16 protein-coding genes are annotated in these 14,080 nt (G+C 64.3%); 5 read left to right on the forward strand and 11 right to left on the reverse strand.

Translation table 11 applies throughout. The features are described from left to right. Positions 1–361: 361 nt before the first annotated feature. The 4 genes from G6N73_RS17990 to G6N73_RS18005 all read right to left on the reverse strand — a co-directional run bounded on the left by G6N73_RS17990 (position 362) and on the right by G6N73_RS18005 (position 4,669). Complete coding sequence (locus G6N73_RS17990) at positions 362–1,879, reverse strand: tripartite tricarboxylate transporter permease (RefSeq protein ID WP_165030012.1); 1,518 nt, start codon at positions 1,877–1,879, stop codon at positions 362–364. An 18-nt stretch (positions 1,880–1,897) separates the two neighbouring features. Continuing rightward, entirely contained in the window at positions 1,898–2,383 is a 486-nt protein-coding gene (locus G6N73_RS17995) for a tripartite tricarboxylate transporter TctB family protein (RefSeq protein WP_165030014.1), read from the reverse strand. Further along, entirely contained in the window at positions 2,380–3,324 is a 945-nt protein-coding gene (locus G6N73_RS18000; RefSeq protein WP_165030016.1) for a tripartite tricarboxylate transporter substrate-binding protein, read from the reverse strand. Before G6N73_RS18000 ends, G6N73_RS17995 begins: the two co-directional genes overlap by 4 nt. Before the next feature lie 277 nt (positions 3,325–3,601). Further along, positions 3,602–4,669, reverse strand: coding sequence for an ABC transporter substrate-binding protein (locus G6N73_RS18005; RefSeq protein WP_165030017.1), 1,068 nt, complete (start codon positions 4,667–4,669; stop codon positions 3,602–3,604). Between the two features lie 80 nt (positions 4,670–4,749). On the opposite strand from G6N73_RS18005, the gene G6N73_RS18010 reads away from it, so the two are divergent. From G6N73_RS18010 to truA, 5 genes are all read left to right on the forward strand, one after another. After that, positions 4,750–5,421, forward strand: coding sequence for a response regulator transcription factor (locus G6N73_RS18010; RefSeq protein WP_165030019.1), 672 nt, complete (start codon positions 4,750–4,752; stop codon positions 5,419–5,421). After that, entirely contained in the window at positions 5,418–6,836 is a 1,419-nt protein-coding gene (locus tag G6N73_RS18015) for a sensor histidine kinase N-terminal domain-containing protein (RefSeq protein WP_165030021.1), read from the forward strand. The genes G6N73_RS18010 and G6N73_RS18015 overlap by 4 nt, the downstream gene beginning before the upstream one ends. Before the next feature lie 69 nt (positions 6,837–6,905). Then, positions 6,906–7,841 carry a methionyl-tRNA formyltransferase gene (gene fmt / locus G6N73_RS18020; protein ID WP_165030023.1) on the forward strand — a complete coding sequence of 312 codons (936 nt, stop codon included), beginning with the start codon at positions 6,906–6,908 and terminating at the stop codon, positions 7,839–7,841. Continuing rightward, complete coding sequence (locus G6N73_RS18025; RefSeq protein WP_165030025.1) at positions 7,838–8,350, forward strand: GNAT family N-acetyltransferase; 513 nt, start codon at positions 7,838–7,840, stop codon at positions 8,348–8,350. The genes fmt and G6N73_RS18025 overlap by 4 nt, the downstream gene beginning before the upstream one ends. Then, positions 8,350–9,102, forward strand: a complete 753-nt coding sequence (gene truA, locus G6N73_RS18030) for a tRNA pseudouridine(38-40) synthase TruA (RefSeq protein WP_165030027.1) — start codon at positions 8,350–8,352, stop codon at positions 9,100–9,102. Before G6N73_RS18025 ends, truA begins: the two co-directional genes overlap by 1 nt. Here truA and G6N73_RS18035 read toward each other — a convergent pair. The 7 genes from G6N73_RS18035 to dapD form a co-directional block, all read right to left on the reverse strand. Next, on the reverse strand, positions 9,087–9,680 hold the full coding sequence (locus G6N73_RS18035) for a transporter (RefSeq protein WP_165030029.1): 594 nt from the start codon (positions 9,678–9,680) through the stop codon (positions 9,087–9,089). The two genes, truA and G6N73_RS18035, sit on opposite strands and share 16 nt — an antisense overlap. Positions 9,681–9,686: 6 nt before the next feature. After that, positions 9,687–10,874: a succinyl-diaminopimelate desuccinylase gene (gene dapE, locus G6N73_RS18040; RefSeq protein WP_165030032.1), complete on the reverse strand. Its 1,188-nt coding sequence runs from the start codon at positions 10,872–10,874 to the stop codon at positions 9,687–9,689. Between the two features lie 84 nt (positions 10,875–10,958). After that, on the reverse strand, positions 10,959–11,624 hold the full coding sequence (locus G6N73_RS18045) for a class I SAM-dependent methyltransferase (protein ID WP_165030034.1): 666 nt from the start codon (positions 11,622–11,624) through the stop codon (positions 10,959–10,961). Next, positions 11,624–12,334: a hypothetical protein gene (locus G6N73_RS18050; RefSeq protein WP_165030036.1), complete on the reverse strand. Its 711-nt coding sequence runs from the start codon at positions 12,332–12,334 to the stop codon at positions 11,624–11,626. The genes G6N73_RS18045 and G6N73_RS18050 overlap by 1 nt, the downstream gene beginning before the upstream one ends. Before the next feature lie 18 nt (positions 12,335–12,352). Then, positions 12,353–12,739, reverse strand: coding sequence for a DUF805 domain-containing protein (locus tag G6N73_RS18055; protein ID WP_206078931.1), 387 nt, complete (start codon positions 12,737–12,739; stop codon positions 12,353–12,355). Continuing rightward, a complete protein-coding gene (locus tag G6N73_RS18060; RefSeq protein WP_165030038.1) occupies positions 12,717–13,079 on the reverse strand; it encodes a DUF805 domain-containing protein in 363 nt (120 codons plus the stop codon). The genes G6N73_RS18055 and G6N73_RS18060 overlap by 23 nt, the downstream gene beginning before the upstream one ends. 70 nt (positions 13,080–13,149) lie before the next feature. Then, on the reverse strand, positions 13,150–14,004 hold the full coding sequence (gene dapD / locus G6N73_RS18065) for a 2,3,4,5-tetrahydropyridine-2,6-dicarboxylate N-succinyltransferase (RefSeq protein ID WP_165030040.1): 855 nt from the start codon (positions 14,002–14,004) through the stop codon (positions 13,150–13,152). Positions 14,005–14,080 lie beyond the last annotated feature (76 nt).

Below are 14,080 nucleotides of genomic sequence, written 5' to 3' on the forward strand. Positions count from 1 at the left end.
GACATCTCGACGACGGTCTCGCCGCAGGAACACGAAACGAAGCACCAATGCGCCTGCGGCATGTCTGCGTTGCGGCCAAAGGCCTGACAAACTGCCCGGCGAGTGCCTACCTATATTGCATTGCACAATGCGAAAGGAACATAGCATGTCATATCGTCAACAGCGCGCGAGACTAGGCGAATTTTTCAACCTGTTCGGCAGCGCCATTGCGGCCGCCTCCGCGGTCGAGAATGGCCGCCAACCGGCAGCGCGCGATCTGCGCGCCCTAGGGATCGATCCCCAACGGTTCCGTCAGATCAAAAGCCTCTAATTGCCGTCAATAATCGCTACCCCGGTCGCTCAGCAACTGGGCGCGCGAACGTCAATCCTCGTCGCCGGCCAATTGCGCCAGCACCTTGCCTTGTCCCCGCGCCCGCAGAATCATCGGCAGCACGACGGCAGTTACCGCTAGTAGGAGCAGAACGATGGCGATCGGCGAGCCGACCAGAACAGTCGGATCGCCTTGGCTGATCGCAAGCGCGCGGCGCAATTGCTGCTCCGCCATCGGTCCGAGTATCAGCCCGACGACCACCGGCGCGATCGGATAACCGAAGCGCCTCAGCCCATATCCCATAAGACCAAACGCCAGCAGCATGCCGAGTTCGAAACTCGACGGGTTGGCTCCGATCGTGCCGAGCGTGGCGAACATCAGGATGCCGGCATAAAGCCAATGCGTCGGGATGGTCAGCAATCTGACCCACAGCCCGATCAGCGGCAAGTTCAGCACCACAAGCATGAAATTTGCGACCAGCAGACTGGCGATCAGGCCCCAGACAAGCTGCGGACTGTTTGCAAAGAGCAGCGGCCCCGGCTGCAGGCCGAATTGCTGGAACCCGGCAAGCATGATCGCCGCCGTCGCGGTCGTCGGCAAGCCCAGCGTCAGCAGCGGCACCAGCGTGCCGGCGGCGGACGCATTGTTTGCCGCCTCCGGCCCGGCGACGCCCTCGATGGCGCCATGGCCGAATTCCTCGGGTTTCGTGGTGAGCTGCTTTTCCACCGAATAGGACAGGAAGGTGCCGATTTCGGCGCCGCCTGCCGGCATCGCCCCGATCGGGAAGCCGATAGCGGTGCCGCGCAGCCAAGGCTTCCATGAACGCGCCCAGTCTTCGCGGTTCATCCACACCGAGCCCTTCACCGGCTCGATCTTTTGTTCGCGGGCGCCCTTGGTTGCCGCGACGCTCAATGCCTCTCCGACCGCAAACAACGCGACCGCCAGCGTCGTCACCTCGATACCGTCCAAAAGGTCGGGAATTCCGAATGCCAGCCGGGCCTGTCCGGTCTGGAGGTCGATGCCGATCAGGCCCAGCGTCAGACCAATAGCCAGCGCCGTCAGTCCGCGCAGCGCCGAATCGCCGAAAGCCGCCGAGACGGTCATGAAGGCAAGCACCATCAGTGCGAAATATTCGGCCGGCCCGAACGACAGCGCAATGCTCACGATCCAGGGCGCGATGAAAGCCAGGCCGAGTGTAGCGATGAGCCCGGCGATGAAGGATCCAATCGCCGCCGTCGCAAGTGCCGGCCCTCCGCGCCCCGCCCTGGCCATCTTGTTGCCTTCGAGCGCAGTGACGATGGAAGCGCTTTCGCCCGGCGTGTTAAGGAGAATCGACGTCGTCGAACCGCCATACATGCCGCCGTAATAGATGCCGGCGAACATGATCAGCGAGCCGGCCGGATCAAGTTTGTAGGTGACAGGCAGCAACAGCGCTACGGTCAAGGCCGGGCCGATGCCCGGCAAGACGCCGACGGCGGTGCCAAGCGTCACGCCGACCAGTGCGTAAAACAGATTGATGGGCTCGAGAGCGACGAGCAGACCTTGCGCGAGCAGACCGAAAGTATCCATGCCTTCGTCTAACCTCGTTTAAAAAAGGCGCTCAAGGGGACCGGCGGGCAGAGCTAGCTGCAGTCCCTTTGCGAAGACGAGCCAGATCGCCAAGGCGAGAACGATTCCGAGCGGAACCGTCTTCCACAACGGACCCTTGCCAAAGCCGCGCGCGGTAGCGGCAAAAAGCAGGCCGGTGGCGATCGAGAAGCCGACTGTCTTCAGGAGCAGCATCTGAGCGGCGAGGCCGCCGACGATCCACAGCATCGGCGGAAAGTTCTGCTCTTCGCGCTGCGGAAAATCGCCGCGCAGGGCTTCATATGCCGTGCAAATCGCAAGGACGAACAGGCCGAAGGCGATCACATAGGGAAACGTCGTCGGTCCGATTCGCGCGTAGCTGGCCGCGCCGCCCATATTTGCCGTGCTCCAGGCGATGACGATCGCGACAACCGCCAGCGCCGCGGCAATGACGAGCGCCGCCCGGTCGGGGCGACGCTCCTGACGTGGCTGGTTGCCGTCGCTCATTTAACCAGGCCGATATCTTTCAGGATGGCCGAAGTCGATTCGATGTCCTTGGCGAGCTGCACCTTGAACTCATCGCCAGCGAGATAGGTGTTCGCCCAACCCTTGTCGGCGAGAATCTTCTTCCAGGATTCGGACATCACCATCTTCTCGATATCGGCGTTGATGGCGGCCTTCTGCTCGTCGGTAACGCCGGGAGCAGCGGCGACCATGCGCCAATTCTGGATCGAGACGTCGACGCCGCCTTCCTTGAAGGTCGGAGCATCGATGCCTTCAACCTTCTCGTCGCTCGAAATGCCGATGATGCGCAGCGCGCCGGCTTCGATCTGCGAGGCGAACTCGCCGTAACCCGAGATGCCGACCGTCACCTGGCCGCCAAGGATGGCGGCAAGCGCTTCGCCGCCGCCGGAAAAGGCGATATAGTTGACCTTGGTCGGGTCAACGCCAATGGCCTTGGCGATCAGACCGGCCGTGATGTGGTCGACGCCGCCGGCGGAGCCGCCGCCCCAGGAAACCGCGCCCGGATCGGCCTTCAGCTTTTCGACGAGACCGGCCATGTCCATTATGTCGGAGGCGGCGGGCACCACGATCACCTCGTATTCGCCGGTGAGGCGAGCGATCGGCGTTACCTGGTCGAGCGTCACGGGCGATGCATTGGTGAGGATTGCGCCGACCATGACATAGCCGCCGACGATCAATTGCGACGGGTCGCCGCTGGCCTGATTTACGAACTGGGCAAGTCCGATCGTGCCGCCGGCGCCCGGGACGTTTGTGACCTGCACGTTGCCGGAAATCTTCTCGTCCTGCAGCGCGGTCTGCATCGAGCGCGCGGTCTGGTCCCAGCCGCCGCCGGGGGCGGCGGGCGCCATGATCTTGTAGTCAGCCGCATGGGCCGGCAGCGCCAAAAAGGCGCCGAGGATGGATGCGAATACGAAATGCTTCACTGAATTTCCTCCTTCTGTTCGCCTGCCTTCGGAGAGGCAGCGTCATTGTGGCTATCGCGCCGGAGCGCACGGCAAGCGCCGACGCCCCTCGCTTCCGGTTTGGAAGCCTCGTACCGCCCCGCGCCGGCTTGCGAGGCCGGACGATGCGTCGAGGAAAAGAGCTTGAAGTCCTCCCAAACTTCTCAAGGTCTGGCCGCCTCCGGCGACCGACCGGGCATCACATCACCACATGAACCTGTCATCAGGCTGACAATCTCGCCAGCATCTTGTCAGGTCGCTATCGGCCCCGCAAGGCGTCGTTCCAGCGCTTGATCAGCCGGGTGCGCTTGACCTGGTCGAGATAGACCATCAGCCCGGGACTGACCGGGACGGGGCGCAATTGCGCGCCGAGATTGGCCTGCATGGTGTTTGCGGTGTTCTCGCCCGAAACGTCGGGATTGACGGCGGCGATCTGCAGCTCGCGAGCCATCACCGCCTGGCCTTCGGCCGACATGAAATATTCGAGGTATCTGCGGCCGAGATCGGGAGACCGCGCGGCCGCCGGCACCAGGCCGATCCGCGACATCACGACCGTGTAATCCCTGGGCAGCACGATGCCGACATCCGGATCGCGCGACGCCCAGTCGGCGGCATAGGAGCCGAGAATATTGTAGCCCAGGACGAAGCGGCCGTCGGCGATGCGCTCGAGGATTGCGGAACTGGTCGAATAGAGCTTGACGCCGGCAGCGCCCATCGCCCCGATCACCGACCAGATGTCGTCGAACTGCTCCTGGTCGCGCGACATGAACATGAAGCCGACGCCGGAGCGTTCGATGTCGTATGTGGCGATGCGGCCGAAGACCGCGTCGCCCTGGGCTTCCAGGAAATCCACGAACTGACGCCGCGTCGCCGGCGGTGCAGCGTCCTTGAAGCTCGGCTTGTGATAAACGAAAACCGCCGGTTCGAAAGTCAGCGCATAGGCGGTGTTGCGCCAATTGGCCCAGCGAGGCCAGCGCGCGCTCATCGGAAGATCGCTCTGCTGGGCATAGCCGTCATTGGCGAGCTTGACCTGCAGGTCCATGGCCGAAGAAAATGCAATGTCGGCGGTCTCGCGCTTGGCGTCGGTTTCGGCGACGATGCGGTCGTAGATATCGACGGTCTGCAGATCCTCGTAGCGCACCGCGATCGCCGGATTGGCTTGCTGGAATCCCTTGATCATCGCGTCCGCCAGGGGCGCGTCGAGCGAGGAATAGACGGTGAGCGTACGCGCGGCCGGGTCGCCATTGGCGGCCGGGAACACCGCTACGTCGGCCTGAGCGGGGCCGAAGCCGACCAGCAGGAAAGCGATGAGAATGAAAAACGGCATGGCCGGCCGACCATGCCGCATGCCGGTGGTGTTCACAAGTTCGGGCGGTGGTTCTAGGATTATGCGGGAAAGGGGGCCGCTTGCGCATATTGGTCGTCGAAGACAATGCCACGCTGGCAAACGGCCTGGCCGCGGTGCTGAAAGGCAGCGGCTATGCGGTCGACATTGTCGGCGATGGGGCGTCGGCAATCGCAGTGCTGGCGACCGAGCGCTTCGATCTGGTCATCCTCGACCTGAATTTGCCGGAGCATGACGGGCTGGAGGTGCTGCGCATCATGCGGGCGCGCCAGCACGACGCCAGCGTGCTCATCCTGTCGGCCCGTGGCGAGTCCGACGACCGGGTCAAGGGACTCAATCTCGGCGCCGATGATTATATGGCCAAGCCGTTCGACGTAGGCGAACTGGAGGCTCGGGTGCGGGCGCTGCTCAGGCGGCAAGCGGGCCAGAAGTCCGCTACGGTTTCGTTCGGCGAGGTCTCGCTCGATCTCAACTCGCGCACTTTCTCGGCCGCCGGCGTCGCAATCGACATTCCTGCGCGAGAGATCAGCTTGCTGGAGACGCTGTTCATGCGCGCCGGCAAGGTGGTGGCGAAACAGTCGATCATCGAATCGCTCGCCGGCTTCGACGAGGATTTGAGCGCCAATGCGATCGAGCAATATGTCAGTCGGCTGCGCAAGCGGCTGGCGCCGCACGGCCTGACCGTCCGCACCGCGCGCGGCATCGGCTACTACCTCGAAAAGACGCAAGCGTGACGGCAGGCGCCGCCGGCTATTCGCTACGCCGCAGGCTGCTCGTCTGGCTGCTGGTGCCGCTCGTGGCGATCGGCCTGAGCGCGCTGCTCGATACCTACCGGGAGGCGGTGCGCACCGCCGACGCGGTTTCCGACCGCATTCTGGCGGGGTCGGCGCTGGCCATCGCGGAACGCGTGGTGGTGGCCGAGGATGGCAGCTTGGAGGTCGATATCCCCTATGTCGCACTCGAAATGCTGACATCGGCGGCGCAGGACCGGGTTTTCTACCGCGTCGACGGGCCGCCCGGCACGTTCATCACCGGCTATGAGAATCTCCCGACGATTTCGAGAGAGGTGCGGGGAAATCTGTCCTTCGCGGATGCTGTTTTCCGGGGCGATCCGATCCGGCTGGCGGCGCTGTCGCGATCCGCGTCGACGGGGGTGGATTCCATACCTTTCGTGGTCACCGTGGCCGAAACCACCATCGCACGCAGCCAGCTTGCCAATACGATCCTGTTGCGCTCCGCGGTTCGGCTGGCGATCCTGATCCTCGGGGCGGCGATTATCGTCTGGTTCGCGGTCACGGCCTCGCTCGGGCCGCTTTATCGGCTGCGCGACGCCATCGCCGAGCGCAATCCGGGAGACCTGCATCCGATCGAGCAGCCGGCGCCAAACGAGGTGAAAGGGCTGGTCGAGGCGGTCAACTCGTTCATGGGCCGGCTGGACGCGGCAATAGAGGCGCTGCGGCATTTCACCGGCAATGCAAGCCATCAGTTGCGAACGCCGCTGACTATCATCAGGACGCAGCTTGCGCTGTCGGCGCGGGCGGGTTCACTCGACGAGGCGCGCTCCGCCGCCAGGACCGGCGATGAAGCTGTCGCCCATGCCGAGCGCGTGCTGGCGCAGTTGCTGCTGCTCGCCAAGATCGACGAGACGGCGTCCGAACGGCTGAAGCATCTGGTCCCGGTCGATCTCACCCAGCTTGCGCAAGGCTGCACGGCCGAGCGCATCGTGGCGGCGCGCGCGGCCGGCATCGATCTCGGTTTCGACGGAGTGGAGCCGGCGATGATCCGCGGCGAGCCGCTGCTGCTCGCCGAGCTGATCGGAAACCTTATAGAGAACGCGATCGCCTATGCCGGCAGCGGGGCTGAGATCACCGTTCGGGTTCTGGCGAACGAGGCGGTCGTGCTGGAGGTGGAGGACAATGGGCCGGGCATCCCGCCCGACCAAATCGAAACGGTGCGGCAGCGCTTTGCGCGCGGCAATGGCGGGGCCAAGCCCGGCGCGGGCCTCGGCCTGCCCATTGTAGAGGAAATTGCGGCCCTGTTCGGCGCGAGACTCGAGCTTCTGACGCCCAACACCGGGCGCGGGCTGCTGGCGCGGGTCTCGTTTGCTATCGCCGACGCAACGCCCGCGATTTCGAGGGACTTGACCTGAAACGCGTAAACCCGTTTGAAGCGGGCGTGTAAAGCACGCGCATCGCGCCACATCGCCAAACGGAAACACATGCCGCTTCGCATAATCTTCATGGGAACGCCGGAATTTTCCGCGCCTACGCTTCGGGCGCTCGCCGAAGCCGGGCATGACATCGCGGCCGTCTACACCCAGCCGCCGCGGCCGGCCGGAAGGCGCGGGCTCGATTTGACACCATCGCCGGTGCAGCGCGAGGCCGAAAGGCTGGGGCTAACGGTACGCACGCCGGTTTCGCTCAGGGGCGAGGCGGAGCAGGCGGCGTTTGCCGCACTCAAGGCGGATGTGGCGGTGGTCGTGGCCTACGGCCTGCTTCTGCCGAAAGCCATTCTGGAGGACACGAGGCTCGGCTGCTGGAACGGCCATGCATCGCTGCTGCCGCGCTGGCGAGGCGCCGCACCCATCCAGCGCGCCATCATGGCCGGCGACCGCGAAACCGGTATGATGATCATGAAAATGGACGAAGGGCTGGACACCGGGCCGGTTGCGCTGGCCGAACGCGTGGCGATCGCGCCGGACATGACCACCGGCGAGTTGCACGACCTTTTGATGGTGATCGGCGCTGACCTGATGGTCAAGGCGATGTCCGGACTGGAACGAGGCGAACTGACGCTGCGGCCGCAGGCGGCCGAAGGCGTGACTTATGCGCGCAAAATCGATAAAGCGGAAACGCGCATCGACTGGACGCAGGCCAACCGGCAGGTCCACAACCATATTCGCGGCCTCTCGCCCTTTCCCGGTGCGTGGTGCGAGATGGAGATTGCCGGCAAGGCCGAACGGCTGAAATTGCTGCGCTCGACGCTTGCCGATGGGCAAGGCGAACCGGGCGAAATTCTCAACGAGCGGCTCACCGTCGGCTGCGGGGAGGGAGCGGTCCGCCTGCTTGAACTTCAACGCGCGGGCGGCAAGCCCGTCACCGCCGGGCAATTCTTGCGCGGCGCAAAAACAAGAAAAGGAATGAAACTCGCATGAGTATGATGTCGATCAGAACCGCAACGCCGAGGGACCGCGACGCGATCCGGCTCGTCGAGGAGCATGCTTTCGGCCAGAAGATGGAGGCCGGGCTGGTCGACGCTTTGGTCAGCGATGGCGACGCGATCATCGAACTGGTGGCGGAAGATGACGGCCAGGTCGTCGGTCATATCCTGTTTTCGCGGCTCTTCGTGTCGAAGGGCGGCAAGAATTTTCCAGCAGTGGCGCTGGCGCCGCTTGCCGTCGAGCCCGCCTTCCACGGCGCCGGCATCGGCGGCGCACTGATCCGCGAGGCGCATCTGAGGCTGAAGGCCGCCGGCGAAAAGCTGTCGTTGGTGCTGGGCGAACCCGCATATTACGGCCGCTTCGGTTATTCGCACGAGCGCGCCGCGAAGTTTGAAAGCGAGTATCAGTGCGAGGCGCTGCAGGCGCTCGCCTGGGACGAGGCCGCGCCGGAGACCGGAAGCTTGGTCTATGCATCGGCCTTCGGGTCCGCTCTTGCCGCTTGATGCCGCGCTACCGCCTCGACATTGAGTATGACGGCAGCACCTATGCCGGGTGGCAGCGGCAGGACGGACCGCATTCGGTGCAGGCGGCGATCGAGCAGGCGATCAAGAGCTTCTGCGGCGACGACATAGCGCTGCGCGGCGCCGGCCGAACCGACGCCGGCGTGCATGCCACCGGCCAGGTCGCGCATGCCGACCTGACCAAGGAATGGCCGGCCGACACGGTGCGCGACGCCATAAACGCGCATCTGCAGATGGCTGGCGAAGCCGTGGCGGTGCTGGCGGCGAAGCCTGTCCCGGACGATTTCGACGCGCGCTTCTCGGCGACCGGCCGGCAGTATCTCTACCGCATCATCAACCGGCGCGCGCCGGCGGCGCTGGAGAAGAACAGGGCCTGGTGGGTGCCGAAGCAACTCGACGTCGAAGCCATGCAGGAAGCGGCGCTCATGCTGATCGGCCGGCACGACTTCACCACCTTCCGCTCCGTGCAGTGCCAAGCGAGCAGCCCGGTGCGGACACTGGAACAACTGGACGTCAGGCGTTCGGGCGAACTGATCGAGATCCACGCCGCGGCGCGATCCTTCCTGCACAACCAGGTGCGGTCCATGGTCGGCTCGCTGAAGCGCGTCGGCGAGGGCGGCTGGACGCCGGCCGACGTCAAGGCCGCACTTGAAGCGAAGAACCGCGCGGCGTGCGGGGCGGTCGCGCCGCCGGAAGGGCTTTATCTGACCGGCGTGCGCTATCCGGGAAGCTGAATTCCAAGCGCGGCCTGGAGCAGGAACAGTACGGCAAGCGAAGCGATGAACATTCCGGCGAAGACCGCCGTGCCGATGGTCGGCCCCCTGCCGATCACCACATTGGTCAGCCGCCACGTCAGCACCATGGAAAGGCCGAATAGGCCGATCGACAGCAGCGACGCCAAGTCGGATGAAGACGGCGAAATCAGCCTGAGCATGGCGGCAGGCAGCATCAGCCAGATGATCAGCGCGGAGCCCCAATTGCTGGCGACGACGTAATGGACAAAGCGGGCGCCGATGCCTGCGAGCGGCGCTGCGACTGCCAGCGCGACGAGCGGCAGGATCCAGGCGCTGAGATCGATCGCGGCCAGCCGCAGCAGGATCGACAGCCGGCCTCCCGCCAGCGGCTCCTCCGCGATTTCATTGGCGACGCCGATCCAGCTGACGAAAAGCGCCGGCAGCGCTATCACGATGGCGAAGAACGAGTTCCAGAAGCCGTCGACCGAGATGTCGAGCAGCAGCAGCCCGTCGGGCTTGCCGGTCATCAGCCGCCATGCGCCGGTCAGATATCGCTGGATTTCGGCTGCGCTCGGCATTTCGCTCTAGCCGAACCAGTCTTCGATGAAGCGGGAATAAATCTGCGTCAGCGTTTCGAGATCGGCGACGGCGACGCGCTCGTCGACCATGTGCATGGTCTTGCCGACCAGGCCGAACTCGACGACCGGGCAGAAATCCTTGATGAAGCGGGCATCGGACGTGCCGCCCGAAGTGGAAAGCGAAGGCTGCCTGCCGGTTATCGCCTTCACGGACCCGCTCAGAGTCTCGATCAGCTTCTCGTCGCGGGTGAGGAAGGCGTGGCTCGGCCGGTCGCGCCAGACAAGCTCGTACTCGATCGGCTCGCTGCGGCCCTTGCGGTACTTCTTGCGGCGACTGGCCGCGTCGAGCCGGTTGTGGATCTCGGCCTGAACCGTTTCGGCTGTCCATGCATCGTTGAAGCGGACGTTGAAAATCGCGGTGGCGTTGGCCGGAATGACATTGGTGGCCGGATTGCCAACGTCTATCGAAGTGATTTCCAGATTGCTCGGCTGGAAATCGGCGGTGCCGGCGTCGAAAGGCGGCTCGATCAGTGCGTCGACGAGCGTCATCAGCCCGCGCACCGGATTATCAGCCAGGTGCGGATAGGCAACGTGGCCCTGCCGGCCGTGCACGGTGACCGCGCCCGACAGCGAGCCGCGCCGGCCGATCTTGATCATGTCGCCGAGCGCATCCGGATTGGTAGGCTCGCCGACGATCGCAGCGTCCCATTTCTCGCCCCGGGAGGCGGCCCAGTCGAGCAGTTTCACCGTGCCGTTGATGGCCGGGCCTTCTTCGTCGCCGGTGATCAGCAGCGACACAGAGCCCCTTGGGTTGCCGTGCTTTTCGATGTGCCGCGCAAGGGCGGCGACGAAGCAGGCGATGCCGCCCTTCATGTCGACTGCGCCGCGGCCATACATCTCGCCATCACGGATTTCGCCGGAAAAAGGCGGCAGCGTCCACGCCGAATCGTCGCCAGCCGGCACCACGTCGGTGTGCCCGGCAAACATCAGATGCGGGCCGTTGCCCGACAGCCTGGCGTAAAGGTTCTCGACGTCCGGCGTGCCGCTTTCTGAGAAGCACGGCCGATCGACCGAAAAGCCGATAGGCTTCAGCATGGCGGCAAGGACGGAGAGCGCGCCGCCCTCGGCCGGCGTGACCGACGGGCAGCGGATCAGGGTTGCGAGATTTTCGGCCGGATCGGTGGGCAGTTTCATGACAAGCGGGATACTGCAAACTGCCGCCCCTGTCACGCAGCGACGGCTGGGCCAGCAGAGCGGCCTTTTGGGTTGCGATCAGAGCTAAACGATATTCGGCATGAGCGAGAAGACGGCGCTTGGCTTTGCTGCAGCATTCCCAGCCTCGCCGAATTCCAGCACCGGATATTCGGCAATCAGCTGAAGCCGTGAGCGGGGCAGAAAGGCCCGCCACGGATCGCCGATCAGCACGTCGATGCCTGCCGTGAGGCAGCGATCGAGAAACACCGTCACGCGTTCGGCGAGGTCGCGTTCGTAGAAAAGATCGCCAACGGCGATGATGTCCACGGGAGGAGGTGGGCCACCGGTAAGGTCGCCCAGGATCGTCGAAACCGTGACATCGTTCGCCGCGGCGTTCAGGTCGATCGCAACCACCGCGTAGCGGTCCGTTTCCGCCGCGATCACTTCGCTCGCGCCCGCCCTTGCCGCGGCGATGCCGACAATACCCGAACCGGCGCCAAGGTCGAGTACGCGTCGGCCTGCCACAATTTCGGGCCGGTCTAGAATATGCCGCGCCAGCGCCAGCCCGCCGCCCCAATAATAGGCCCAGTAGGGCGAGCCGAAGCCTTGCTCATCCAGCTCGGCAAGACGGCGCAGGCCGCTGGCCGGCCCGGCCTTGTGGAGACGGATTTCGGGAACGGAGGGAACCGGGGCGATCGGCAGGTTCGCCCGGATGAATTGCTGAAGGTCCAGGTCAGGGCCGCGCACCATCAGCCCTTCTTGCGGCCGCCGGACTGCTCGATCATCATGATCTTCTGCCAGATCTTGCGCGACAGGTTGGAGCCCAGACTTTCGACATCGTTCACGGCATCGACGACCACCTCGTCGTTGACCGATTGCGCAAAGAGGGCGGCAAGCTTGCCCGAGATCGACAGCATCTCGGAGCAGTAGTCGAGATAGCGGGCGAGGTCGGCGGCATTGAGCTCGCGCACCGGCGAGTGCTCGGTCGCCTTGAAGCCCGACGATAGGGTGGCCGGATCCTTGGTCAACTGGTGCATATCGATGACGTGGATGAGCGAACGCAGCCCATGCAGTTCGCGAAACACCCGCTTGCGCTTGATGCGCTCTTCGGCCCGCACCAGGGCCAGAAAGCCGAGACCGGCGAGCAGCAGCGTGTTGAGCGAGGCTTCGATGCCCTGGACGAAGTCGAACGCGCCGGTGGAGATGCGATCGAAGGACAGAATAGTCCCGACGAAAAGGAACACCGAGGCGCCGGCGGCGATGGCCAGGCCGATCAGGATGCGTACCCACCATATCGGCCGCTCCAGTTCCTTGGCTGCCTTGGCCAGGTCGCGCGACAAATGGACCAGTCCGGCTGCGACCTTGCGCAGGCCTGAATCGGGGAAGCGGTCGGCGATGCGCTCTTCCAGCCGCTCGGCCGTTCCTATGATGAGCACCGGGTCAAGCGTACGGTAGGACATGTCTCGCCCGTCCTGAACTTATTTCGGCTGATTGGTCGCCGCGCCGTAGCGGTTCGGGCCAGGCGTTCCGGGGAAGAGGCAGAGCAGCACAAATGCGATGATGGAAATGACCGGTATGAACAGCGTCGCGGCAATAATGCCGGGCTTGTCGAGATCGTGCAGGCGCTTGACGCTGAGCGCGACGTTCGACCAAATCGAGATCAGCACTGCGGCCCAGAACGCCATTGCCCAGAACTGGCCCTGCGTGCTGTCCTGCGGCACGAGCGTGAAGCGGTACAGCAGGAAAACCTGTACGATCGCCAGAAGCAGGCCGGCAAGAAAATAGGCCGCGCGGCTGACGCGGCCCGAGAAGCGGAAGAAAAGCCAGAAAAGCTGGTCGCGGTCAGGCAAGCGGGTCCGGTCCATACTGGTTGGCGCCTCTGGTACCCTCAAGCATGCCGAGCTCGACGAGTATCCAGATCGCACCGATGAAGGGCAAGATGGCTATGAGCGACCACCAGCCCGATTTGTCGCGGTCATGCCATCGTTTGGCGTAGAGCGCCAGAGCCAGGTAGATCGACGCCAGCGAAGCGAGAATGCTGACGATGCCCATCTGGGCGCCGCCGCCGACATCGATCGACGAACCGATGATGATATCGATCACGGTAGCCACGATGCCGAGCAAGACCAATACGCCGACGCCGGCCCAGAATTTGGCCCGGTTGATGCGGCCGTCAAAGCTGGTGAGAAGCCATTTCCAGTCCATGTCACCCCTCTTGGTATGGAACGCGACATAATTTCGCGCCCGCGGAAGGTGCGTCCGTTTCCGGTAAAGATCAATCTCTCAAAAGCTCGTTGATCGAGGTCTTGGAACGGGTCTGGGCGTCGACGCGCTTGACGATGACGGCGCAGTAGAGGCTGGGGCCGGGCTGGCCGTTCGGAAAGGGTTTTCCCGGCAGCGCGCCGGCCACGACCACCGAATTGGCGGGAACCTCGCCATAGCTGATCTCACCGGTGGCGCGGTCGACGATCTTCGTCGACTTGCCGATGAAGACGCCCATTCCGAGCACCGAGCCCTCGCGCACGATGCAGCCCTCGACGACCTCGGAGCGTGCGCCGACGAAGCAATTGTCCTCGATGATGGTCGGTCCGGCCTGCATCGGCTCCAGCACGCCGCCAATGCCGACGCCGCCGGACAGATGCACGTTCTTGCCGATCTGGGCACAGGAGCCGACCGATGCCCAAGTGTCGACCATCGTGCCGGTGTCGACATAAGCGCCGAGATTGACGAAGGACGGCATCAGCACCGCGCCCGGCGCGATATAGGCCGAGCGGCGCACCACAGCCGAGGGCACGGCGCGGAACCCGGCCTTCTCGAAATCGACCGCGCCCCAGCCGGAGAATTTCGACGGCACCTTGTCCCACCAGACCGCGTCGCCCGGACCGCCCTTGACGATCTCCATCGGATTGATGCGGAAGGATAGGAGCACCGCCTTTTTCAGCCATTGATTGACGCGCCATTCGCCGTCCGGCTGGCGCTCCGCGACGCGGACCTGGCCGCGGTCGAGCAGGTCGAGCGCCGTCTCGATTGCCTCGCGGATTTCGCCGCGCGTTTCCGTCGAAATGGCTTCGCGCTCGTCGAATGCCTTTTCGATGGTCTTTTCAAGGCTGGCCAGATCGGGCTTGGACATGAATTGCTCCGCTACACGCCCTGTTAAGGGCGCTGTCGTTAACGTGGTTTAAAATCGCGCGGACCCTATGTCAGAG

Source organism: Allomesorhizobium camelthorni, assembly GCF_011045125.1.
GTDB classification, from domain to species: Bacteria; Pseudomonadota; Alphaproteobacteria; order Rhizobiales; family Rhizobiaceae; genus Allomesorhizobium; species Allomesorhizobium camelthorni.

Bases quoted from the DNA above. Each gene is read 5' to 3' on its own strand.
- truA (WP_165030027.1), top strand. From the start codon at position 8,350: ATGCCGCGCTACCGCCTCGACATTGAGTATGACGGCAGCACCTATGCC.
- G6N73_RS18045 (WP_165030034.1), bottom strand. From the start codon at position 11,624: ATGGTGCGCGGCCCTGACCTGGACCTTCAGCAATTCATCCGGGCGAAC.
- dapD (WP_165030040.1), bottom strand. From the start codon at position 14,004: ATGTCCAAGCCCGATCTGGCCAGCCTTGAAAAGACCATCGAAAAGGCA.
- G6N73_RS18005 (WP_165030017.1), bottom strand. From the start codon at position 4,669: ATGCCGTTTTTCATTCTCATCGCTTTCCTGCTGGTCGGCTTCGGCCCC.
- dapE (WP_165030032.1), bottom strand. From the start codon at position 10,874: ATGAAACTGCCCACCGATCCGGCCGAAAATCTCGCAACCCTGATCCGC.
- G6N73_RS18035 (WP_165030029.1), bottom strand. From the start codon at position 9,680: ATGCCGAGCGCAGCCGAAATCCAGCGATATCTGACCGGCGCATGGCGG.
- G6N73_RS18060 (WP_165030038.1), bottom strand. From the start codon at position 13,079: ATGGACTGGAAATGGCTTCTCACCAGCTTTGACGGCCGCATCAACCGG.
- G6N73_RS17990 (WP_165030012.1), bottom strand. From the start codon at position 1,879: ATGGATACTTTCGGTCTGCTCGCGCAAGGTCTGCTCGTCGCTCTCGAG.
- G6N73_RS18025 (WP_165030025.1), top strand. From the start codon at position 7,838: ATGAGTATGATGTCGATCAGAACCGCAACGCCGAGGGACCGCGACGCG.
- fmt (WP_165030023.1), top strand. From the start codon at position 6,906: ATGCCGCTTCGCATAATCTTCATGGGAACGCCGGAATTTTCCGCGCCT.
- G6N73_RS18055 (WP_206078931.1), bottom strand. From the start codon at position 12,739: ATGGACCGGACCCGCTTGCCTGACCGCGACCAGCTTTTCTGGCTTTTC.
- G6N73_RS17995 (WP_165030014.1), bottom strand. From the start codon at position 2,383: ATGAGCGACGGCAACCAGCCACGTCAGGAGCGTCGCCCCGACCGGGCG.
- G6N73_RS18050 (WP_165030036.1), bottom strand. From the start codon at position 12,334: ATGTCCTACCGTACGCTTGACCCGGTGCTCATCATAGGAACGGCCGAG.